The sequence below is a fragment of the Pseudomonas fluorescens genome, from assembly GCF_902498195.1.
Taxonomy (GTDB): domain Bacteria; phylum Pseudomonadota; class Gammaproteobacteria; order Pseudomonadales; family Pseudomonadaceae; genus Aquipseudomonas; species Aquipseudomonas fluorescens_BU.
In genome coordinates, this window is sequence record NZ_CABVIY010000006.1 from 373,483 (window position 1) to 394,682 (window position 21,200).

At 61.1% G+C, this 21,200-nt stretch carries 19 protein-coding genes; 14 read left to right on the forward strand and 5 right to left on the reverse strand.

Annotation, left to right across the window (positions count from 1 at the left end; all coding sequences use genetic code 11):
• The first annotated feature begins 120 nt into the window (after positions 1-120).
• The 9 genes from F8N66_RS23160 to F8N66_RS23205 all read left to right on the forward strand — a co-directional run bounded on the left by F8N66_RS23160 (position 121) and on the right by F8N66_RS23205 (position 10,818).
• Complete coding sequence (locus tag F8N66_RS23160; RefSeq protein ID WP_150772381.1) at positions 121-849, forward strand: response regulator; 729 nt, start codon at positions 121-123, stop codon at positions 847-849.
• Complete coding sequence (locus F8N66_RS23165; protein WP_150772382.1) at positions 839-2,308, forward strand: ATP-binding protein; 1,470 nt, start codon at positions 839-841, stop codon at positions 2,306-2,308. Before F8N66_RS23160 ends, F8N66_RS23165 begins: the two co-directional genes overlap by 11 nt.
• Before the next feature lie 226 nt (positions 2,309-2,534).
• On the forward strand, positions 2,535-3,794 hold the full coding sequence (locus tag F8N66_RS23170) for an AGE family epimerase/isomerase (protein WP_150772383.1): 1,260 nt from the start codon (positions 2,535-2,537) through the stop codon (positions 3,792-3,794).
• 117 nt (positions 3,795-3,911) lie between these two features.
• On the forward strand, positions 3,912-5,219 hold the full coding sequence (locus F8N66_RS23175) for an ABC transporter substrate-binding protein (protein WP_150772384.1): 1,308 nt from the start codon (positions 3,912-3,914) through the stop codon (positions 5,217-5,219).
• 151 nt (positions 5,220-5,370) lie between these two features.
• On the forward strand, positions 5,371-6,279 hold the full coding sequence (locus F8N66_RS23185; RefSeq protein WP_150772385.1) for a carbohydrate ABC transporter permease: 909 nt from the start codon (positions 5,371-5,373) through the stop codon (positions 6,277-6,279).
• Positions 6,272-7,117 (forward strand): carbohydrate ABC transporter permease, encoded by an 846-nt coding sequence (locus F8N66_RS23190; protein WP_150772386.1) that lies wholly within the window; start codon positions 6,272-6,274, stop codon positions 7,115-7,117. Before F8N66_RS23185 ends, F8N66_RS23190 begins: the two co-directional genes overlap by 8 nt.
• Before the next feature lie 4 nt (positions 7,118-7,121).
• Positions 7,122-8,282, forward strand: a complete 1,161-nt coding sequence (locus F8N66_RS23195) for an ABC transporter ATP-binding protein (protein WP_150772387.1) — start codon at positions 7,122-7,124, stop codon at positions 8,280-8,282.
• A gap of 223 nt (positions 8,283-8,505) precedes the next feature.
• Positions 8,506-9,852, forward strand: coding sequence for a carbohydrate porin (locus tag F8N66_RS23200; RefSeq protein ID WP_150772388.1), 1,347 nt, complete (start codon positions 8,506-8,508; stop codon positions 9,850-9,852).
• 111 nt (positions 9,853-9,963) lie between these two features.
• Entirely contained in the window at positions 9,964-10,818 is an 855-nt protein-coding gene (locus F8N66_RS23205) for a D-hexose-6-phosphate mutarotase (RefSeq protein WP_150772389.1), read from the forward strand.
• A gap of 143 nt (positions 10,819-10,961) precedes the next feature.
• Here F8N66_RS23205 and F8N66_RS23210 read toward each other — a convergent pair whose 3' ends face one another.
• Complete coding sequence (locus F8N66_RS23210) at positions 10,962-11,822, reverse strand: MurR/RpiR family transcriptional regulator (protein WP_191623047.1); 861 nt, start codon at positions 11,820-11,822, stop codon at positions 10,962-10,964.
• 228 nt (positions 11,823-12,050) lie between these two features.
• Here F8N66_RS23210 and zwf point away from each other — a divergent pair, with 228 nt between their 5' ends.
• The 3 genes from zwf to F8N66_RS23225 are packed head-to-tail and all read left to right on the forward strand — an operon-like array spanning position 12,051 to position 14,903.
• Positions 12,051-13,520 carry a glucose-6-phosphate dehydrogenase gene (zwf, locus tag F8N66_RS23215; protein WP_150772391.1) on the forward strand — a complete coding sequence of 490 codons (1,470 nt, stop codon included), beginning with the start codon at positions 12,051-12,053 and terminating at the stop codon, positions 13,518-13,520.
• Positions 13,507-14,220 carry a 6-phosphogluconolactonase gene (gene pgl / locus F8N66_RS23220; protein ID WP_150772392.1) on the forward strand — a complete coding sequence of 238 codons (714 nt, stop codon included), beginning with the start codon at positions 13,507-13,509 and terminating at the stop codon, positions 14,218-14,220. Before zwf ends, pgl begins: the two co-directional genes overlap by 14 nt.
• 17 nt (positions 14,221-14,237) lie before the next feature.
• Entirely contained in the window at positions 14,238-14,903 is a 666-nt protein-coding gene (locus tag F8N66_RS23225; RefSeq protein ID WP_150772393.1) for a bifunctional 4-hydroxy-2-oxoglutarate aldolase/2-dehydro-3-deoxy-phosphogluconate aldolase, read from the forward strand.
• A 230-nt stretch (positions 14,904-15,133) separates the two neighbouring features.
• Here the strand turns inward: F8N66_RS23225 and F8N66_RS23235 are convergent, their stop codons facing one another.
• A complete protein-coding gene (locus F8N66_RS23235) occupies positions 15,134-16,315 on the reverse strand; it encodes an aminotransferase class V-fold PLP-dependent enzyme (protein ID WP_150772394.1) in 1,182 nt (393 codons plus the stop codon).
• Between the two features lie 26 nt (positions 16,316-16,341).
• Positions 16,342-16,578, reverse strand: a complete 237-nt coding sequence (locus F8N66_RS23240; protein WP_003213031.1) for a DUF3820 family protein — start codon at positions 16,576-16,578, stop codon at positions 16,342-16,344.
• Positions 16,579-16,781: 203 nt separating this feature from the next.
• On the opposite strand from F8N66_RS23240, the gene F8N66_RS23245 reads away from it, so the two are divergent.
• A complete protein-coding gene (locus tag F8N66_RS23245) occupies positions 16,782-17,249 on the forward strand; it encodes a ferritin-like domain-containing protein (RefSeq protein WP_150772395.1) in 468 nt (155 codons plus the stop codon).
• Positions 17,250-17,370: 121 nt separating this feature from the next.
• On the opposite strand, the gene F8N66_RS23250 is transcribed toward F8N66_RS23245, so the two are convergent.
• Positions 17,371-17,841, reverse strand: coding sequence for a MaoC family dehydratase (locus F8N66_RS23250; RefSeq protein WP_056852612.1), 471 nt, complete (start codon positions 17,839-17,841; stop codon positions 17,371-17,373).
• 42 nt (positions 17,842-17,883) lie between these two features.
• Positions 17,884-18,828 carry an alpha/beta hydrolase gene (locus F8N66_RS23255; RefSeq protein ID WP_150772396.1) on the reverse strand — a complete coding sequence of 315 codons (945 nt, stop codon included), beginning with the start codon at positions 18,826-18,828 and terminating at the stop codon, positions 17,884-17,886.
• Positions 18,829-19,200: 372 nt separating this feature from the next.
• Between F8N66_RS23255 and fadD2 the strand changes: the two genes are divergently transcribed.
• Positions 19,201-20,889, forward strand: coding sequence for a long-chain-fatty-acid--CoA ligase FadD2 (gene fadD2, locus F8N66_RS23260; protein WP_150772397.1), 1,689 nt, complete (start codon positions 19,201-19,203; stop codon positions 20,887-20,889).
• Positions 20,890-21,200 lie beyond the last annotated feature (311 nt).

The window sequence follows — 21,200 nt, forward strand, 5'->3', positions numbered from 1 at the left end:
AAATGTTGAATGCAAAACCGCAATCGCGAGCAGGCTCACTCCTACAGTGGTTTGTGGTGTTTGTAAAAATGGTGCTTAAGGCATAATCCGCCCCAATTCAAACAACAAGGACGCCGCCCCGTGAGCTCAGCCAGGTCGATTTTGTTGGTCGATGACGATCAAGAGATACGCGAGTTGCTGGACACCTACCTGACCCGCGCCGGTTTCCAGGTCCGTACCACCCCCGATGGCGCCGGTTTTCGCCAGGCACTGAACGATGAACCCAGCGACCTGGTGATCCTCGACGTGATGCTGCCGGACGAGGACGGTTTCAGTCTGTGCCGCTGGATACGCCAGCACCCCAAGCGGGCGCAGGTGCCGATCATCATGCTCACCGCCAGTTCCGACGAGGCCGACCGGGTTATCGGCCTGGAGCTGGGCGCCGACGATTACCTGGGCAAACCGTTCAGCCCGCGTGAATTGCAGGCGCGCATCAAGGCTTTGTTGCGCCGGGCCCAGTTCGGCCAGGAGCGCTCCGGCAGTGAAGTGCTGGCCTTCGATGACTGGCGGCTGGACATGGTCAGCCACCGCCTGTTCCACATCGATGGCGAAGAGGTGATTCTGTCCGGCGCCGACTTCGCCCTGTTGAAGCTGTTCCTCGATCACCCCCAGCAAATCCTCGACCGCGACACCATCGGCAACGCCACCCGTGGCCGTGAACTGATGCCCCTCGACCGCATCGTCGACATGGCGGTCAGTCGCCTGCGCCAGCGCCTGCGCGACACGGAAAAACCGCCACGGCTGATTCGTACCGTGCGCGGCAGCGGCTACCAACTGGCGGCCAATGTGATTGCCAGCAATGGTCACTGAGCCCCTGCGCAAGCTGGCCCGGCGGATGCCGGTACCGCGCTCGCTGCTGGGGCGCATGTTGCTGCTGACCCTGCTGGCGGTGTTGTTCGCCCAGACATTGTCGAGCGTGATCTGGGTCTCGCAGTTGCGTGCCACTCAACTGGCAGGCCTAGTCACCAGTGCCCGCAGCCTCGCCCATTCGATGACCGCCAGTGTCAGTTACTTCCGCTCGTTGCCGGTGGCCTTTCGGCCGTTGGTGCTCGATCAGTTGCGCAGCATGGGCGGCACGCGGTTCGTGGTCACGCTCAACGACAAGCCCCTGGGCATGGAAGTGCTGCCGATCACCCCGCGCAAGGCTGCCGTGATCAAGGCGGTGGACGAAGTTCTGCGTCAGTCGCTGGGCCAGGACACCGATATCTCGGTGACTTTTGTCAGCCCGGAAGACCTGCGGATCTTCAATGGCGGCCTGAAACTCGATGAGTTGCCGCGCTCCTGGGCGCACTACGCGCTGACCCTGGAGCCGGTGAACCCGCCGGTGCTGGTGACGCAGATCCAGATGGCGCCCGGCGAATGGCTGTACATCGCCTCGTTGCTGCCCGAGCCCTACACCAGTCTTGAAGAACAAGGCCTGCCGGCGCAGCAGGTGTGGTTCATCGTACTCACCAGCGGCTTTTTGCTGTTGTTCATCGGCCTGCTGGTGCACTGGCAGAGCCGGCCGCTCAAGCGCCTGGCGCGGGCGGCGCGGGACCTGTCGCTGGGGGCCGACGTCGAGCCGGTGGCCGAGGGCGGCGGTAGTGAAGTGGTCGAAGTCGGCCGTGCCTTCAACACCATGCGCGAGCGCATCAGCCGCTACCTGACCGAACGCAGCCAATTGTTCAGCGCGATTTCCCACGACCTGCGCACACCGATCACCCGGTTGCGGTTGCGGGTCGAACTGCTCGAAGACGAAACCCTGCAAGCCAAGTTCGGCCGCGATCTGGACGAGCTGGAGTTGCTGGTCAAAGGCGCACTGCAATGCGTGAAGGACACCGATATCCATGAAAACATCGAGCCGGTGGACCTCAATCACGTGCTCGACTGTCTGGTGGAACCCTACCTGGCGCCCAATGGCAATGGCCGCGTGACCCAGCAGGGGCGGGCGCTGGCGGCGTATCCGGGCAAACCGCTGGCGCTCAAGCGCTGCATCGGCAACCTGATCGACAACGCGCTGAAGTACGGCCAGAACGCGCATCTGCACATCGATGACGATGAAAGTGCGTTTGTGCTGCACGTCGACGACGAAGGGCCGGGGGTTCCCGAGCAAAGGATGGAGCAGGTGTTCGAACCGCACTTTCGCCTGGCCGGGCAACAGCAGGGGTATGGGCTGGGGCTGGGAATCGCCCGCAACATTGCCCATAGCCATGGCGGGGAAGTGAGTTTGCAGAATTTGCGTGAAGGCGGGTTGCGGGTGACCTTGCAGTTGCCCCGCAGTGTCGATTAGTTAAACCGCGTTATCGTTCTTCGCGAGCAAGCCCGCTCCCACATTGGATTTGTGTTCGAAGCAAAACCACTGTGGGAGCGGGCTTGCTCGCGAAGGCGTCAGACCTCACCACATTCCTGGAGGCAATTGTCACAGGTCGGTGACATAACTCGCCCCCTTCGTTACAAGCCCGTCCCGGCCCGTTGTTTAGACTGCGCCTCAGTCATAACAACAAAAAAGGCCCTCCATGCACACCTTCCAACCCGCCTTCAGCAGCTGGCTGAACGCACCTGCCCATCAGCAATGGCTCGCCGCCGAAGGCCTGCGCCTGCTGGCGTTCGCCAAGGCTTCGAAGCTGCCTGAGGGCTTCGGCAACCTCGACGAGCGAGGCCACTTGCCGGCCGATGCCCAAGCCGAAACCATGAACACCGCGCGCATGACCCACAGCTTCGCCATGGCCCATATTCAGGGCTTGCCGGGGTTTGCCGGGCTGGTGGACCACGGCATCCAGGCCTTGCGCGGGCCGCTGCGCGATGCGCTGCATGGCGGCTGGTTCGCCGTCGCCGGACAGCGTGACGGCAACAGCGGCAAGAACGCCTACCTGCATGCCTTCGTGGCCCTGGCCGCCAGTTCCGCGGTGGTCGCGCAACGCCCCGGCGCGCAAGCCTTGCTCGACGATGCCATCGACATCATCGACACGTATTTCTGGAGCGAAGAGGAGGGCGCCATGCGCGAATCCTTCAACCGCGACTGGAGCGAGGAGGAGGCCTACCGGGGCGCCAACAGCAACATGCACGCCACCGAAGCCTTCCTCGCCCTGGCGGATGTCACCGATGACAATCGTTGGCTGTGCCGCGCCCAGCGCATCGTCGAGCGTGTCATTCATGGTCACGCCGCCGCCAACGCGTATCTGGTGGTCGAACATTTCGATCGCGACTGGCAGCCGCTGCGTGAGTACAACCACGACAATCCCGCTGATGGTTTCCGCCCCTATGGCACCACGCCGGGTCACGGCTTCGAATGGGCGCGGCTGTTGTTGCACCTTGAATCGGCGCGGGTCCGGGCCGGGATGCTCACGCCGGGCTGGCTGGCCACCGATGCGGAAAAGCTCTTCGAGCAAAACTGCCTGCATGGCTGGGACGTCGATGGCGCACCGGGCATTGTCTACACCCTCGACTGGGATAATCGCGCAGTGGTTCGCCATCGCCTGCACTGGACCCATTGCGAAGCCAGCGCCGCCGCCAGTGCCTTGCTCAAGCGCACGGGCGATGAGCAATACGAGCGCTGGTACCGACTGTTCTGGGAATTTTGCGAGCGCCATTTCATCGACCGCTGTGATGGCAGCTGGCACCACGAACTCGACCCGCTGAACCGCCCGAGTGCCGATATCTGGGCCGGCAAACCCGACCTGTACCACGCCTGGCAAGCCCTGCTGATCCCGCGCCTGCCCCTGGCGCCGAGCATGGCCACTGCGCTGGGACAGTTGTCCCAGAGCAGTCCTGTGTAACCATGTGGTGACATTCGCGCGTCCCTTCGTTACCTGCGAGGGGGTGCGTCCTGTTTAAAATCCGTGCAGCGCAAGCACCAGACTTGCAATGCATAACAACAAGAAAGGTACTCCTAGATGAATGCGATTTCTCGCCTCGCTACTGTCATTTCTCTCGCCTCCCTGGTTCCCTTTTCCGCGTTCCCGCTCAGCGCCCTTGCCGATGATTCCAAAGGTTCGGTGGAAGTCGTTCACTGGTGGACGTCCGGTGGCGAGAAGGCAGCAGTCGATGTCCTCAAGGCGCAAGTCGAAAAAGACGGCTTCACCTGGAAGGACGGCGCAGTCGCCGGTGGTGGCGGTTCCACGGCCATGACCGTTCTCAAGAGCCGCGCCGTCGCCGGCAACCCGCCAGGCGTTGCCCAGATCAAGGGCCCGGACATTCAGGAGTGGGGCAGTACTGGCCTGCTCAGCACCGACACCCTGAAATCGGTCGCCAAGGCGGAAAACTGGGATGGCCTGCTGTCGAAGAAAGTCTCCGACACCGTTAAATACGAAGGCGATTACGTCGCTGTGCCGGTGAACATCCACCGCGTCAACTGGCTGTGGATCAACCCGGAAGTGTTCAAGAAAGCCGGGATCGACAAGGCCCCGACCACCCTCGAAGAATTCTACGCCGCTGGCGACAAGCTCAAGGCCGCAGGCTTCATCGCGCTCGCCCACGGTGGCCAGCCTTGGCAGGACAGCACCGTGTTCGAAGACGTAGTGCTCTCGGTCATGGGCGCCGACGGTTACAAGAAAGCCCTGGTGGACCTGGACCAGAAAACCCTGTCCGGCGCCGAGATGACCAAGGCCTTCACCGAGCTGAAGAAAATCACCACCTACATGGACCCGAACCGCGCCGGTCGTGACTGGAACATCGCGGCCGCCGACGTCATCAACGGCAAGGCCGGCATGCAGATGATGGGCGACTGGGCCAAGAGTGAGTGGACCGCCGCCAAGAAAGTCGCCGGCAAGGACTATCAGTGCGTAGCGTTCCCGGGCACCGACAAGTCTTTCACCTACAACATCGACTCCCTGGCCGTGTTCAAGCTCAAGGCTGATCGCAAGGGTGACATCGCCGCGCAACAAGATCTGGCCAAGGTCGCGCTGGGCACCGACTTCCAGAAAGTCTTCAGCATCAACAAGGGTTCCATCCCGGTACGGACCGACATGTTGAACGAGATGGACAAGCTGGGCTTCGATTCCTGCGCCCAGACCGCCGCCAAGGACTTCCTGGCGGACGACAAGACCGGCGGCCTGCAACCGAGCATGGCGCACAACATGGCCACCTCCCTGGCCGTGCAAGGCGCGATCTTCGACGTGGTCACCAACTTCATGAACGACAAGGACGCCGACCCGGCCAAGGCCAGCGCCCAACTGGCGTCGGCGGTCAAAGCGGCCCAGTAACCCCTGACACCGAGTGAGCCCCTGTAGGAGCTGCCGCAGGCTGCGATCTTTCGATCTTGATTGTAAAAAACAAAATCAAAAGATCGCAGCCTGCGGCAGCTCCTACGAGGGATCGCACTCCGATCCTTACATCTAAACCTGGATTATCCCGATGAGCTCTGTGGCGGTTTTCAGCAAAGCCTCACCGTTCGATGCGCTGCAACGCTGGTTACCCAAGTTGGTACTGGCGCCGAGCATGCTGATCGTGTTGGTTGGCTTCTACGGTTACATCATCTGGACGTTCGTTCTGTCCTTTACCAATTCCAGCTTCATGCCGAGCTACAAGTGGGTCGGCCTGCAGCAATACATGCGCCTGATGGACAACGACCGCTGGTGGGTCGCGAGCAAGAACCTGGCGCTGTTCGGCGGCATGTTCATCGGTATCAGCCTGGTGCTGGGGGTGTTCCTCGCCGTGCTGCTGGACCAGCGCATCCGCAAGGAAGGCTTCATCCGCACCATCTACCTGTACCCGATGGCGCTGTCGATGATCGTCACCGGTACCGCGTGGAAATGGCTGCTCAACCCGGGCCTGGGCCTGGACAAGATGCTGCGTGACTGGGGCTGGGAAGGCTTCCGTCTCGACTGGCTGGTGGATCAGGATCGCGTGGTGTATTGCCTGGTGATCGCCGCCGTGTGGCAGGCCTCCGGGTTCGTGATGGCGATGTTCCTGGCGGGCCTTCGCGGGGTCGATCAGTCGATCATCCGCGCCGCGCAAGTCGACGGCGCGAGCCTGCCGACCATCTACCTGAAGATCGTATTGCCGAGCCTGCGCCCGGTGTTCTTCAGCGCCTTCATGATCCTGGCGCACATCGCGATCAAGAGCTTCGACCTGGTGGCGGCGATGACCGCCGGCGGTCCTGGCTACTCGTCCGACCTGCCGGCGATGTTCATGTATTCCTTCACCTTCAGCCGTGGCCAGATGGGCATCGGTTCGGCCAGCGCCATGCTGATGCTCGGCGCCGTGCTGACCATCCTCGTGCCGTACCTGTACTCCGAGCTGCGAGGCAAACGCCATGACTAATCAACTCGGCAAACCGTCCTTGAGTTTCAGCCGCATCGCCATCTACGCCACCTTGTTGCTGGCCGCGGCGGTGTACCTGATCCCGCTGATCGTGATGCTGCTGACCAGCTTCAAATCCCCGGAAGACATCCGCACCGGCAACTTGCTGAGCTGGCCGACCGTGATCGACGGCATCGGCTGGATCAAGGCCTGGGACGTGGTCGGCGGCTATTTCTGGAACTCGGTGAAAATCACCGTGCCAGCGGTACTGATTTCTACGTTTATTGGTGCGATGAACGGCTACGTGCTGTCGATGTGGCGCTTCCGCGGTTCGCAACTGTTCTTCGGCCTGCTGCTGTTCGGCTGCTTCCTGCCGTTCCAGACGGTGCTGCTGCCGGCCTCGTTCACCCTCGGCAAGTTCGGCCTGGCCAACACCACCACCGGCCTGGTGCTGGTGCACGTGGTCTACGGCCTGGCGTTCACCACGCTGTTCTTCCGCAACTACTACGTGAGCATTCCGGACGCGCTGGTCAAGGCGGCGCGGCTCGATGGCGCGGGCTTCTTCACGATCTTCTGGAAGATCCTGCTGCCGATGTCGATCCCGATCGTGATGGTCTGCCTGATCTGGCAGTTCACCCAGATCTGGAACGACTTCCTGTTCGGCGTGGTGTTCGCCAGCGGCGATGCCCAGCCTATCACCGTGGCCCTGAACAACCTGGTCAACACCAGCACCGGGGCCAAGGAATACAACGTTGATATGGCCGCCGCGATGATCGCCGGGCTGCCGACACTGCTGGTCTACATATTCGCTGGCAAGTATTTCCTGCGTGGGCTGACGTCCGGCGCGGTCAAGGGGTAGAAACATGGCAACTCTCGAATTACGCAACGTCAACAAGACCTACGGCGCCGGTTTGCCGGACACCCTGAAGAACATCGAACTGAAGATCGATGACGGGGAATTCCTGATCCTGGTCGGCCCGTCCGGCTGCGGCAAATCCACCTTGATGAACTGCATCGCCGGCCTTGAAACCATCAGCGGCGGCGCGATCCTGGTGGACGACGCCGACATCAGCGGCATGAGCCCCAAGGACCGTGACATCGCCATGGTGTTCCAGTCCTACGCGCTGTATCCGACCATGAGCGTGCGTGACAACATCGCCTTCGGCCTGAAGATTCGCAAAATGCCGACCGCGGAAATCGACGAAGAAGTCGCTCGCGTCGCCAAGCTGTTGCAGATCGAACACCTGCTCAATCGCAAACCCGGCCAGCTCTCCGGTGGCCAGCAACAGCGGGTGGCGATGGGGCGTGCGCTGGCGCGGCGGCCGAAGATTTACCTGTTCGACGAACCGCTGTCCAACCTCGACGCCAAGCTGCGGGTCGAGATGCGCACCGAAATGAAACTGATGCACCAGCGCCTGAAAACCACCACGGTCTACGTGACCCACGACCAGATCGAAGCCATGACCCTGGGCGACAAGGTGGCGGTGATGAAGGACGGGATCATCCAGCAATTCGGTACGCCCAAAGACATCTACAACAACCCGGCCAACCTGTTCGTGGCGAGCTTCATCGGCTCGCCGCCGATGAACTTCATCCCGCTGCGCCTGCAGCGCAAGGACGGTCGTTTGCTGGCGTTGCTCGACAGCGGCCAGGCGCGTTGCGAATTGCCGCTGGGCATGCAGGACGCCGGTCTCGAAGACCGCGAAGTGATCCTCGGCATGCGTCCGGAACAGATCGTCCTGGCCAACGGCGAGGCGAACGGTTTGCCGACCATTCGCGCCGAAGTCCAGGTCACCGAGCCGACCGGGCCCGACACCCTGGTCTTCGTCAACCTCAACGACACCAAGGTCTGCTGCCGCCTTTCGCCGGACGTGGCGCCAGCGGTGGGCGAGACCCTGACCCTGCAATTCGATCCGGCCAAAGTGCTGCTGTTCGATGCCAAGACCGGCGAACGCCTGGGGGCTGCCGGCCTGCCGAAAACCGAGAGCCACGCTGCCAACGTCGCTCAATTCAAGGGCCGCTGAAGATCAAGAAACGTGGGTGATCAATGTGGGAGCGAGCCTGCTCGCGAATACGGTCTGACATTCAATACAGATGTCGTCTGACACACCGCTTTCGCGAGCAGGCTCGCTCCCACAGGGGGCATCACCCATAAGGGGGATCCGTGACGGATGGCCTGTCATCCGCCGCAACCGCTGTAACCGCGTTAAACAAAAAAGTTAATAACAATAAGACGAGGATGTAGGGATGAAGAAGAACAACAGCGCTCAGCTTATCTGCCAGTTATCGGCCGTAGCGGCCATGATGCTGGCCGGTAGCGTGCACGCGGCTGACGCGTTTAGCGCCGATTCAGAATGGATGACCGGGGATTGGGGTGGTGAGCGGACCAGGCTGATCGAGCAGGGTATCGACATCAAGATGGACTACGTGGGGGAAGTCGGTGGCAACCTCCACGGCGGCTTCAACAACGACAAGACCGCGCGTTACGCCGACCAGTTTGGCCTCGGCGCGGCACTGGACCTGCAAAAACTGCTGGGCTGGGACAACACGCAGGCCAAGATCCAGCTGACCAACCGTAATGGTGAAAACATCTCCAACGACCGTGTTGGCGACCCGCGTGCCGGCACCTTGAGTTCCTCCCAGGAAGTCTACGGTCGCGGCCACATGGTCCGTCTGACCCAGTTGTGGATCAAGCACCAGTTCTTCGATGGCAAGCTGGACGTGAAGGCCGGTTACTTCGGCGAAGGCGAAGACTTCAACTCCTTCCCCTGCGAATTCCAGAACCTGGCCTTCTGCGGCTCCCAGGTGGGTAACTGGGCGACCAACATCTGGTACAACTGGCCGATCAGCCAGGCCGCGATTCGCGTGAAGTACAACTTCTCGCCGGAGTGGTATGCGCAGATCGGCGCGTACAACCAGAACCCGACGCAACTGGAGCACGGCAACGGCTTCAAGCTCAGCGGCAGTGGGACCGAAGGCACCGTCCTGCCGGTCGAACTGGTCTGGCTGCCTAACCCGGGCAACCTGCCGGGCGAATACCGTGTCGGTTACTACAAAAGCACCGCCAGCGCCGATGACGTGCGCGAAGACGACAACGGCAACGATGCGGCCACCAGCGGCAATGCCTATCGCAGCCACAGCAGCAAGCACGGCTACTGGTTCGTGGCGCAACAGCAGCTGACCAGCCACAACGGCGATTCGTCCCGCGGCCTGAACATCGCCGCCAACGCCACCTTCCACGACAAGGACACCAACTTCGTCGACAACTACCAGTCGCTGATGTTTGTGTACAAGGGCCCGTTCGATGCGCGTCCGAAAGATGACGTGGGTATCGGTTTCGCCCGTATCCATGTCAACGATGACGTGAAGAAAAACGCCGAGCTGGTGAACGCTTCCAACAACGTCACCGACTACAACGATCCGTTGTTCTCGCCACTGCGCACCACTGAGTACAACTACGAACTCAACTACGGCTTCCACGTGACCAACTGGCTGACCGTGCGTCCCAACCTGCAATACATCACGCACCCGGGCGGTGTGGATGAAGTCGACAACGCACTGGTCGCCGGCCTGAAAATTCAGTCGGTGTTCTGACGCTGTTGCGATAAGCTCCTCTCTATGTGCGCATTTTGCGGACAGCCAAGGCTGTCCGCTTTTTTTTGGGGCGGCGCACCCCGGTAAAGATGATTTTCAGGACCGTGGCACATGCTTGAGCATCCGCTACAACGCTTCTTCAAATCCTTGCGCGAACGACCGGTGTTTGCGTGGGAGCGCTATCAGAAGCGCGACGTGTTGGTGATCGATCATCCGCTGTGTCAGGCGGTGTTCAGTCGTCAGGGCGCGCAGTTGCTGCACTTTCAGCCCACGGGGCAAAAACCCTGGCTGTGGTGTGCGGCGAGGTGGCCACAGGTCGGGGCCATTCGCGGCGGCGTGCCAGTGTGCTGGCCGTGGTATGGCCGTCATCCCAGCGAAAATGCCTGGCCGTCCCATGGCTGGGCGCGCTTGCTGGACTGGAAACTGATCGACAGCAGCAGCGATGAGGAAGGTGTGCGACTGCACTGGCGGCTTGAGCTGTGCGATTGGCAGGTGGACCTGCATGCGCACCTCGGTGAACGCATGGACCTGCGCCTGGGCACCGAGCATCACGACAGCCTGCCTTGCCAGTTGAGCCAGGCTTTGCACGCCTACTGGCGTATTGGTGATGTCGGTGAGGTAGCGCTGTCTGGGCTCGACGGCGCGCAGGGTTACGACCAGTTGAACCGCCAGGTTTGCCAGCAGGAAGGCGACTTGCGGGTCGATGGCGGCTGTCAGCGGGTGTTCCAGCATGACGGCGAATTGCAACTCAACGACCACGCCTGGCAGCGGGCGTTGTGCATCGACACCGGCGAGTCGGCGGATACGGTGGTCTGGCATCCGGGCTCGCGACCGTTGCTGGGGGTGAGCTGGAATGAGATATCGGAGTTCGTTTGCGTGGAAGCGGCGAGCGGCGGCACTGACAGCCTGTGCCTCAAGCCTGGGGAGCGGGCGCATTTGAGTTTGCAGGCGCGGGTGGGCGTTTAGCTCAAGATTTGTGGTGTCGCGGCTGGCCCCTTCGCGAGCAAGCCCGCTCCCACAGTTGACCGGATTCCTTCAGTTGGAATGCGGTCAACTGTGGGAGCGGGCTTGCTCGCGAAGAGGCCGGGCCGGGCAATGAAAATACCGGATCAGTTGAACTCGTCACCCACCGGATACCGGCTGGCATTCAAGCTTTCCTTGATCTTGCGCAAATGCGGCTGGAAATCCACGCCCCGGCGCAAGGTCATGCCGGTGGCGAGCACGTCCAGCACGGTCAGCTGGATGATCCGCGACGTCATCGGCATGTAGATGTCGGTGTCTTCCGGCAGCGGGATGTTCAGGCTCAAGGTGCTGGCCTTGGCCAGCGGCGAGTTCTCGGCGGTCAAGCCGAGCACCGAAGCACCGTTTTCACGGGCGATGCGCGCCACTTCCACCAGTTCGCGGGTGCGGCCGGTGTAGGAAATGATCACGAACAACTCACCCGTGTGCGCCACCGAAGCAATCATGCGCTGCATCAGCACGTCGGCATGGGCGGTCACGGCCAGGTTGAAACGGAAGAACTTGTGCTGCGCATCCAGCGCCACCGGGGCCGAGGCGCCGAGGCCGAAGAAGTGGATCTGCCGGGCCTGGATCAACAGGTCGACGGCGCGGCTGATCAGGCTCGGGTCCAGGGCTTGCAAGGCGCTGTCCAGGGAGGCGATGGCACTGCCAAAAATCTTCTTGGTGTAGGCTTCCGGATTGTCGTCGGCTTCCACTGCACGGCTGACATAGGCCGCGCCGCTGGCCAGGCTCTGGGCCAGTTGCAGCTTGAGTTCGGGGTAGCCGCTGACGCCGAACGAACGGCAGAAACGGTTGACCGTCGGTTCACTGACCGAAGCGGCCTGGGCGAGGGCGGCGATGCTGAACCGGGTGGCCTGCTGCGGGTTAAGCAGGATCACCTCGGCGACTTTGCGTTCGGCCTTGTTCAGCTCTTCAAGGCGATTCTGGATCTGCTCCAGTAAATTTCGCACGCGGTCCATATAAGTATCCTTGATTCACCTGCGCCGATAAGCGCGCGGCTAATGCAAAAAGGGCCTTTGGTGGGGCCCGTAACGGTGGCCTATCCTACTGATGGCTCTGACCGACCACCACACGGAATCTGTATTTTGCGAAAATGTTGTGGTTATTACTACATTTTCCCTTGAGTGATGCCTTGAAAAAAGGTATTTGTAGCTTAACTTGATAAAAGAACAAACATCATGCTTTCGATTACGGTTGAACCGTGCACCTTCGCCTTGTTCGGCGCCCTGGGCGATCTGGCCCTGCGCAAGCTGTTTCCCGCCCTTTATCAACTCGACGGCGCCGGCCTGTTGCACGAGGACACGCGCATCATCGCGTTGGCCCGTGAGCCTGGCAGCGAACAGGAACACCTGGCGTTCATCGCGTCCGAGCTGCGCCGCTACGTCGGGGCCAAAGAGCTGGACGAAGCCGTGGTCGAGCGTTTTCTCGCACGCCTGACGTACCTGCACGTCGATTTCCTCAAGTCCGAAGACTATGTGGCCCTGGCCGAACAGGCCGGTAGCGCACAACGGATGATTGCCTATTTCGCCACGCCGGCCGCGGTGTACGGTGCGATCTGCGAGAACCTGGCCAAGGTCGGCCTGGCGGAAAACACCCGTGTGGTGCTGGAAAAACCCATCGGTTCGGACCTTGAGTCCTCGCGCAAGGTCAACGATGCCGTGGCGCAGTTCTTCCCGGAGAACCGCACGTACCGCATCGACCACTACCTGGGCAAGGAAACGGTACAGAACCTGATCGCCCTGCGTTTCGCCAACAGCCTGTTCGAAACCCAGTGGAACCAGAACTACATCTCCCACGTGGAAATCACCGTGGCCGAGAAGGTCGGCATCGAAGGCCGCTGGGGTTACTTCGACAAGGCTGGCCAGCTGCGGGACATGATCCAGAATCACCTGCTGCAACTGCTCTGCCTGATCGCCATGGACCCGCCAGCCGACCTGTCCGCCGACAGCATTCGCGACGAGAAGGTCAAAGTCCTCAAGGCGCTGGCGCCGATCAGTCCGGAAGGCCTGACCACCCAGGTGGTGCGCGGCCAGTACATCGCCGGCTACAGCGAAGGCAAGGCAGTGCCGGGCTACCTGGAAGAACCGAATTCCAACACCCAGAGCGACACCGAGACCTTCGTCGCCCTGCGCGCCGACATCCGCAACTGGCGCTGGGCCGGCGTGCCGTTTTACCTGCGTACCGGCAAGCGCATGCCGCAGAAGCTGTCGCAGATCGTCATCCACTTCAAGGAACCGTCGCACTACATCTTCGCCCCCGAGCAGCGCCTGCAAATCAGCAACAAGCTGATTATCCGCCTGCAACCGGACGAAGGCATTTCCTTGCGCGTGATGACCAAGGATCAAGGCCTGGACAAAGGCATGCAGCTGCGCAGCGGTCCGTTGCAGCTGAATTTTTCCGACACCTGGAGCAGCGCACGGATTCCCGATGCCTACGAACGGTTGTTGCTGGAAGTGATGCGCGGCAATCAGAACCTGTTTGTCCGTAAAGATGAAATCGAAGCCGCGTGGAAGTGGTGTGACCAGTTGATCGCCGGGTGGAAAAAATCCGGTGATGCGCCCAAGCCGTACGCGGCCGGGTCCTGGGGGCCGATGAGCTCCATTGCTCTGATCACGCGGGACGGGAGGTCGTGGTATGGCGATATCTGATTTGAAACTGCCCCAGGGTGTCAGCGCCCATGCGTTCAAGAGCCCGGTGCTCCTGGCCGAAAGCCTGGCGCTGAAGGTGGCCAGACAATTGAGCGACGCCATCGACGCCCAGGGCACCGCGACGCTGGTGGTGTCCGGTGGCCGCAGCCCGGTGGCATTTTTCCAGCACCTGGCCAAGCAGGCGCTGGACTGGTCGAACGTGGTGGTCAGCCTGGCTGACGAGCGCTGGGTGCCGGTCGAACATGCCGACAGCAATGCCGGCCTGCTTAAGAAATATCTGTTGCAAGGCCCGGCAGCCAAGGCGCAGTTCCTGAGCCTGTACAGCGCCAGCGCCAACCTGGAGCAGGCGGCCGATCAGGCTGACCGATTGCTTTCCGAATTGCCGGTGATCGACGTGCTGGTACTCGGCATGGGCGATGACGGCCACACCGCGTCGCTGTTCCCCAACAGCCCGAACCTGGCCGAGGCCCTGAAGGCCGACGGCACCCGTCGCTGCTACCCGATGCTGGCACCGACCGTGCCGCATCAGCGCCTGACCATGAGTCGTGCGCTGCTGGCGTCGGCCAAACACAAAATTCTGTCGATTTCCGGTCAGTCCAAGCTGACCACCCTCGATACCGCACTGGCCGGTGACGATGTCGCCGCATTGCCGATTCGCGCTTTTCTGCAACCCACGTTAGAGATTTACTGGTGCCCATGAGCCAAGGAACAGCCGCTATGACAAACCCATCCCCGACCGTTTCCATGGCGGATAAAGTAGCCCTGATTGACAGCCTCTGCGCCAAGGCGCGGATCCTGCCGGTGATCACCATCGCCCGCGAACAGGACGTGCTGCCGCTGGCCGACGCCCTCGCCGCCGGTGGCCTGACCGCCCTGGAAGTGACCCTGCGTTCGCAGTTCGGCCTCAAGGCCATCCAGATCCTGCGCGAGCAGCGTCCGGAACTGGTGACCGGTGCCGGTACCGTGCTCGATCGTCAGATGCTGGCCGCAGCGGAAGCTGCCGGTTCGCAGTTCATCGTCACGCCGGGCATCACCCGCGACTTGCTGGAAGCCAGCGTCGACAGCCCGATTCCACTGTTGCCGGGGATCAGCAATGCCTCGGGCATCATGGAAGGCTATGGCCTGGGCTATCGCCGCTTCAAGCTGTTTCCGGCAGAAGTCAGCGGCGGCGTCGCGGCCATCAAGGCCCTGGGCGGCCCGTTCGGCGAAGTTAAGTTCTGCCCGACCGGTGGCGTAGGCCCGGCCAACATCAAGAGCTACATGGCGCTGAAAAACGTCATGTGCGTGGGCGGTAGCTGGATGCTGGATCCGGAGTGGATCAAGAACGGCGACTGGGCCCGCATTCAGGAGTGCACCGCCGAGGCCCTGGCGCTGCTGGACTGATCGCTTCACCCGACACGTAGTTGCGTGTTTTACGGCTTTACGGTGCGCTTGGTCGGTGCACCGTTTTTTTTTGCCCAAAAGAAATGCAGGAACGCCGTCCCCTGTGGGAGCGGGCTTATCTGCCACGACTCGATCAACTGTGGGAGCGGGCTTGCTCGCGAAGGCGGCGTAACATTCAACAGTTGCGGTGGCTGACACACCGCTTTCGCGAGCAAGCCCGCTCCCACAGGTCAGTGCAGTTCCGTGAGCGCCGTGACCAGTTGTTTCATGTGGTCGCCAGTGGTGGTCAACCCCGGCGTAACGCGGATGCACGGACCGCACGCCGCGCCGTTGCGCACCACGGTGAACAGGTTGTAGTCGTTGAGCAGCCGATCGACCATCGCCTGTTGATCGGCCTGTGCGGTAAAGCGTAACGACGTGATGCCGCAATACAGTCGCGGATCATCCGGCGTCAGCACTTCGATGCCCGGCAGTTGCCGCGCTTCGCGCACCCACAGGTTGCGCAGGTAGTTCAGACGGGCACCCTTGGCCGCGGCGCCGCCCATGGCTTCATGCTCTTCGAGTACCAGCGGCAAGGTCAGCAGGGCAGGAATGTTTGGTGTGCTGTACGGCGTGCGCGCGCGAATGTCGGTGAGCGGGAAATGCATTTCGCCCATGTCCGCGTCGATGTCCGCCAGGCGCTCGGGGGCGATGTAGAGGAAGCCCAGGGTCAGCGGCGCACCGATCCACTTGTGCAGGTTGTAGGCGGCGAAAGCGATGCCCAGTTCATCGAGGTCGAATTCCAGCTGACCCAGCGCATGGGCGCCGTCGAGGATCACATCGATGCCATGTTCCTTCGCCGCGGCGGCAATGGCCTGCACCGGCATTACCAGGCCGGTGCGGTGGGTGACGTGGGTCAGGGCCATCAGCTTGAGTCGAGGGTGACGGGCGAACGTGTCGCGGTAGGTGGCGAGCAAGCTGTCGAACGTGGCGGGATGCGGGTGTTCGATCTCGATCACCTCGACACCGCGGTGTTTCGCCAGCCAGCGCATGGCGCCTTTCACGGTGTCGTATTCCAGGTCGCTAACCAGCACCTGGTCGCCCGGTTGCAGGCGGTTGTAGTTGCGGATCAGCGACTGCAAGCCGTCCGACGCGTTGCGGGTGAGGGCGACGGCCTCGGCGGGTACGCCGATCAGCCTGGCCACCAGCGCATTGATCTTCACGCTCTCGCCCTGCTCGAAACGCTGGCGCACATGAACCGAGTTGCCGCGGTTGATCAGTTCGATGTTGCGCTGATATTCCTCGACCACCGTGCGCGACATGCGTCCGAAGTAACCGTTTTCCAGGTTGATCGGGCCGGGTTGAACATCGTATCGGTCGGCAAAGGTTCGCCAGAAAGCTTCATCACGGGCGCGGCGGGTGTTGTCGGGCATGGACTTCTCAATCAGAGGTGGGCAGCTCAGTGACGAGGTGCGGGCTTGCCATGTTTGGCGCGCAGCGGTTCGAGCAGTTCCGACAAACCGTTGTGATCGATTTCCTGCATCAGCGCCAGCAGACCACCCAGTTCGCCATGGGGGAAACCTTCACGGGCGAACCAGTTCAGGTAAGGGCCTGGCAAATCCGCAATGATACGACCCTTGTATTTTCCGAAGGGCATTTCGCGGGTGATCAGCAGTTCGAGTTTTTCAGGGTTCATGACTGTGTCGTCTTGATTCAAACATGGGGGAAAATACAGGCATTCTGCATGCAGGCCAATTGACAGATCATGCAAAAAAAAAGGATACAGATTTTAGGATTAAATATAACTATCTGAAAACTAAGGAATATTTAACCGGTGTCGAGCTGGCATGCGCTCTGCAATGAATAAGTCATCTTTCATCAACCGCAAGGAATTGAAAAATGACCGACATGAACAAAGAAGCGATCTCTGTGCTCAACGACCTGATTGAAACCAGCAAGGACGGTCAGGAAGGGTTCAAGACTTGCGCTGAAGACATCAAGCACCCTGAACTCAAAACCCTGTTCGTGCAACGCTCGGCCGAATGTGCAACCGCTGCTGCGGAATTGCAGAGCGCCGTGCGTTCGATGGGTGGCGATCCGGAAACCTCTACCAGTGTCAGCGGCGATTTGCACCGTCGCTGGGTCGACGTGAAGTCGATGTTCACCGGCAAGGACGAAGAGGCCGTGCTTAACGAAGCCGAGCGTGGTGAAGACCATGCGCTGAAGGCTTACCGGGAAGCCATGGAGAAGATCAACAAGCACAACCTGGTGGGCATTCGTGACATCGTTGAGCGCCAATACCATGGTGTGCAACGTAACCACGACCAGGTCAAAGCCCTGCGTAACCAGGCGCGTGCACGCTCTTAAGGCATACCAGTAACAACTGTGGGAGCGGGCTTGCTCGCGAAAGTGCAGTGTCAGTCGACATCAATATTGGCTGGCACGTCCCCTTCGCGAGCAGGCCCGCTCCCACTTTTATTGTGCCGAATCAGCCGATGCTGATCGGCGGCAACTCGGTCAGCGTCACACTCTGCTGCTTGCGCGGTGCGAGGATTTCCGCCTCGCCGTCCACTACCAGCTCATCGCGCTGGTTGAACACGCGCGTGGCGATGCGCACGCGGAACTTCGGCAGTTTTTCGAGGATTTCCAGGCGCACGGTCAGGGTGTCGCCGATCTTCACCGGCTTTTGAAAGCTCATCTGCTGGCCGATGTAGATCGTGCCCGGCCCAGGCAATTCGCAGGCAACGGCCGCACTGATCAGCGCGCCGCTGAACATGCCGTGGGCGATGCGTTCCTTGAACATGGTGCTGGCGGCGTATTCGGCGTCCAGGTGCACCGGGTTGTGGTCGCCCGACATCGCGGCGAACAACTGAATGTCGCGCTCTTCGACGGTCTTGCTGAAGCTGGCGGTCTGGCCGACTTCGAGGGCTTCGTAGGGGGTGTTGGTAACCTGGGTCATCTGTCTCAATTCCTGTGACGAATAATAAGATTCACAAAAAAACTATTCGGTTCGGTGTGGCCGGGGATGGCTCAATGCCTGGTTGATCCAGGCGAGCACATCGGCAGTCACTTCATCGCGGTTGGTTTCGTTGAACAGTTCGTGCCGGGCCTGCGGGTAAATGGTCAGTTGCAGGCTCTGGCTGCCAGCCTCGCGCAAGGCGCCGGCCAGATCCTTCAGACGCTTGCCTTCGCTCACCGGATCACATTCGCCGCCAATCACCAGCAGCGGCAGGCCCGGATCGATCTGGGCGAGATTGGACGCTTTGCTGATTTGCTGCAACCCGCCGAGCAAATCGATCCACAGCTGATTGGTGCAGCGAAAGCCGCAGAGCGGGTCGGTGGCGTACAGGTCGACCTCCGCCGGATCGCGGCTGAGCCAGTCGAAACGGGTGCGCGCCGGCTTGAACTGTTTGTTGAACGAGCCGAAGGACAACCATTCGATCAGCGCGCTACGGCCCTTGAGGCCCTGGCGCAGTCGTTCGAAACGGGCGATCTGTCGCGCCGCGCGGTACAGCGCCACGGGCTGGAAATTGGAGCCGCTGAGAATCGCGCCATGCAGGCTGGCGCTGTGATGCAGCAGGTACGCCTGGGCGATGTAGCTGCCCATGCTGTGGCCCAGCAGCACGATCGGCGCGCCGGGATGTTGCTGGCCGATGTGCTGGTTGAGGCACGCCAGGTCGCCCACCACCTTGGCCCAGCCGCCCTCGTCGGCGAAATGCCCGAGCGTCCCGTTTTCGGCAGTTTTGCCATGCCCGCGCAGATCCGGGGCGTACACGCCGTAGCCTTGATTACAGAATTTTTCCGCCAGGCGCGCGTAGCGACCGCTGTGTTCCGCCATGCCGTGGGCCAGCAGGATCACGGCCCGGGGCTCGTCTGTGGGCAGCCACTGGTTGACGAAGAGACGGCTTCGGTCACTGGTCGTCAACCAGAACGTATCGTGGATCATCGCGATTCCTTTGCCGGGGGCCTGTATCACACACACATTAGTGTAGGAGCGAGCATGCTCGCGATGGTCGTCAACGAAAACGCTGGTAGCCTGACACGCCGCGGTGTCCCGTCGTCCATCGCGAGCATGCTCGCTCCTACAGTGATTTCATCGAATCAAGTTGTATAGCGCATCCTTCGCCAAACGTCTGATCAGGCCACGCCGCGGCAGCAAGATTCACGTGATCTATGACACACGTGCACATATTTGCCTGATTCGCCAGAGCTGCTAGTGTCCGTGAAGCTCCGCTTTTCCCTTTCTGCTTTCTGCGCAAAAGAGAGAGAAATGACAGAAAAGCGGCCCGGATAGGTTCAGGTAAAGAGGACAAGAACAATGCAACCTGATTTCTGGAATGACAAACGCCCGGCCGGCGTGCCACTGGACATTGACGTCACTGAGTACAAGTCGGTCATCGAGGTGTTCGAGCGTTCCTGCAAGAAGTTTGCTGATCGCCCGGCGTTCAGCAACATGGGTGTCACCCTGACCTACGCCGAACTGGAACGCTACAGCGCCGCGTTCGCCGGCTACTTGCAAGCGCACACCGACCTGGTGCCCGGGGATCGCATCGCGGTGCAGATGCCTAACGTGCTGCACTACCCGATCGCCGTGTTCGGCGCCTTGCGCGCCGGGCTGATCGTGGTCAACACCAACCCGCTGTACACCGCTCGGGAGATGCGCCATCAGTTCAAGGATTCCGGCGCCCGGGCGCTGGTGTACCTGAACATGTTCGGGCAGAAGGTCCAGGAAGTGCTGGCCGACACCGACATCCAGTACCAGATCGAAGCGAAAATGGGCGACCTGATGCCCGCCGCCAAGGGCTGGCTGGTCAATACGCTGGTGAGCAAGGTGAAGAAAATGGTCCCGGCCTATGCCTTGCCCCAGGCCATCTCCTTCAAGAGCGCGCTGCACCTGGGCAAAGGCCTGGGGATCAAGCCGCTGAACGCCGGCCTCAACGATATCGCCGTGCTGCAATACACCGGCGGCACCACGGGCCTGGCCAAGGGCGCGATGCTGACCCACGGCAATCTGGTGGCCAACATGCAACAGGCGCGGGCCTGCCTCAGTCAGCTTGCCAGCGATGGCCAGCCGCTGCTGCGCGAAGGGCGGGAGATCATGATCGCGCCGCTGCCGCTGTACCACATCTATGCCTTCACGGCGAATTGCATGTGCATGATGGTGACTGGCAACCACAACGTGCTGATCACCAATCCGCGAGACATCGCCGGCTTCATCAAGGAACTGAAAAACTGGCGGTTCTCGGCGCTGCTGGGGCTGAACACGCTGTTCGTGGCGCTGATGGACCATCCGGACTTCAAGACCCTGGATTTCTCCAGCCTCAAACTCACCAACTCCGGCGGCACCGCGCTGGTCAAGGCCACCGCCGAGCGTTGGGAGCAGTTGACCGGTTGCCGCATCACCGAAGGCTACGGCCTGACCGAAACCTCGCCAGTGGCTTGCACCAACCCCTACGGCGACCAGTCGCGCATCGGCACGGTTGGCCTGCCGGTGCCAGGCACCACGCTCAAGGTGATCAACGATGACGGGGTCGAGCAGCCACTGGGCGAGCGCGGCGAGCTGTGCATCAAGGGCCCGCAGATCATGAAGGGCTATTGGCAGAAACCGGAGGCCACCGACGAGGTGCTGGATGCGCAGGGCTGGTTCAAGTCCGGCGACATCGCTGTGATCGATCCGGACGGTTTCGTGCGCATCGTCGATCGCAAGAAAGACATGATCATCGTCTCGGGTTTCAACGTGTACCCGAACGAAATCGAGGATGTGGTGATGGCCCACCCGAAAGTCGCCAATTGCGCGGTCATCGGCGTGCCGGACGAGCGTTCGGGCGAGGCGGTGAAGTTGTTCGTGGTGGCGCGTGAGACGGGGGTCAGCCTTGAAGAGCTGAAGGCCTACTGCAAGGAAAACTTCACGGCGTACAAGGTGCCCAAGCACATTGTGTTGCGTGAGTCGCTGCCAATGACGCCGGTGGGCAAGATTCTGCGGCGGGAGTTGCGGGATATCGCATAACCGCCCAATGGCGGATCCCTGTAGGAGCGAGCATGCTCGCGATGGACGTTAACGATAACGCACCCTGTCTGGATGATCGCGTTGTGAGGACGTTTTTCGCGAGCATGCTCGCTCCTACAGTTTTTGGAGGCCCCGAATTTAGGGGCTTTCAGCGACATATAGGTTTTTTGCTCTAAAATGACCGCTTGTCATTCTTGAGTCACAAATGTGACCGTAGAGGCCGCTTTTGGCTCTAGTCGACCCAATTCAAAGCTGCTACTCTCGGCGCGCTTTGTGACTTCTCGGCCCGTAAAAAAGCCAGACTTACCAAT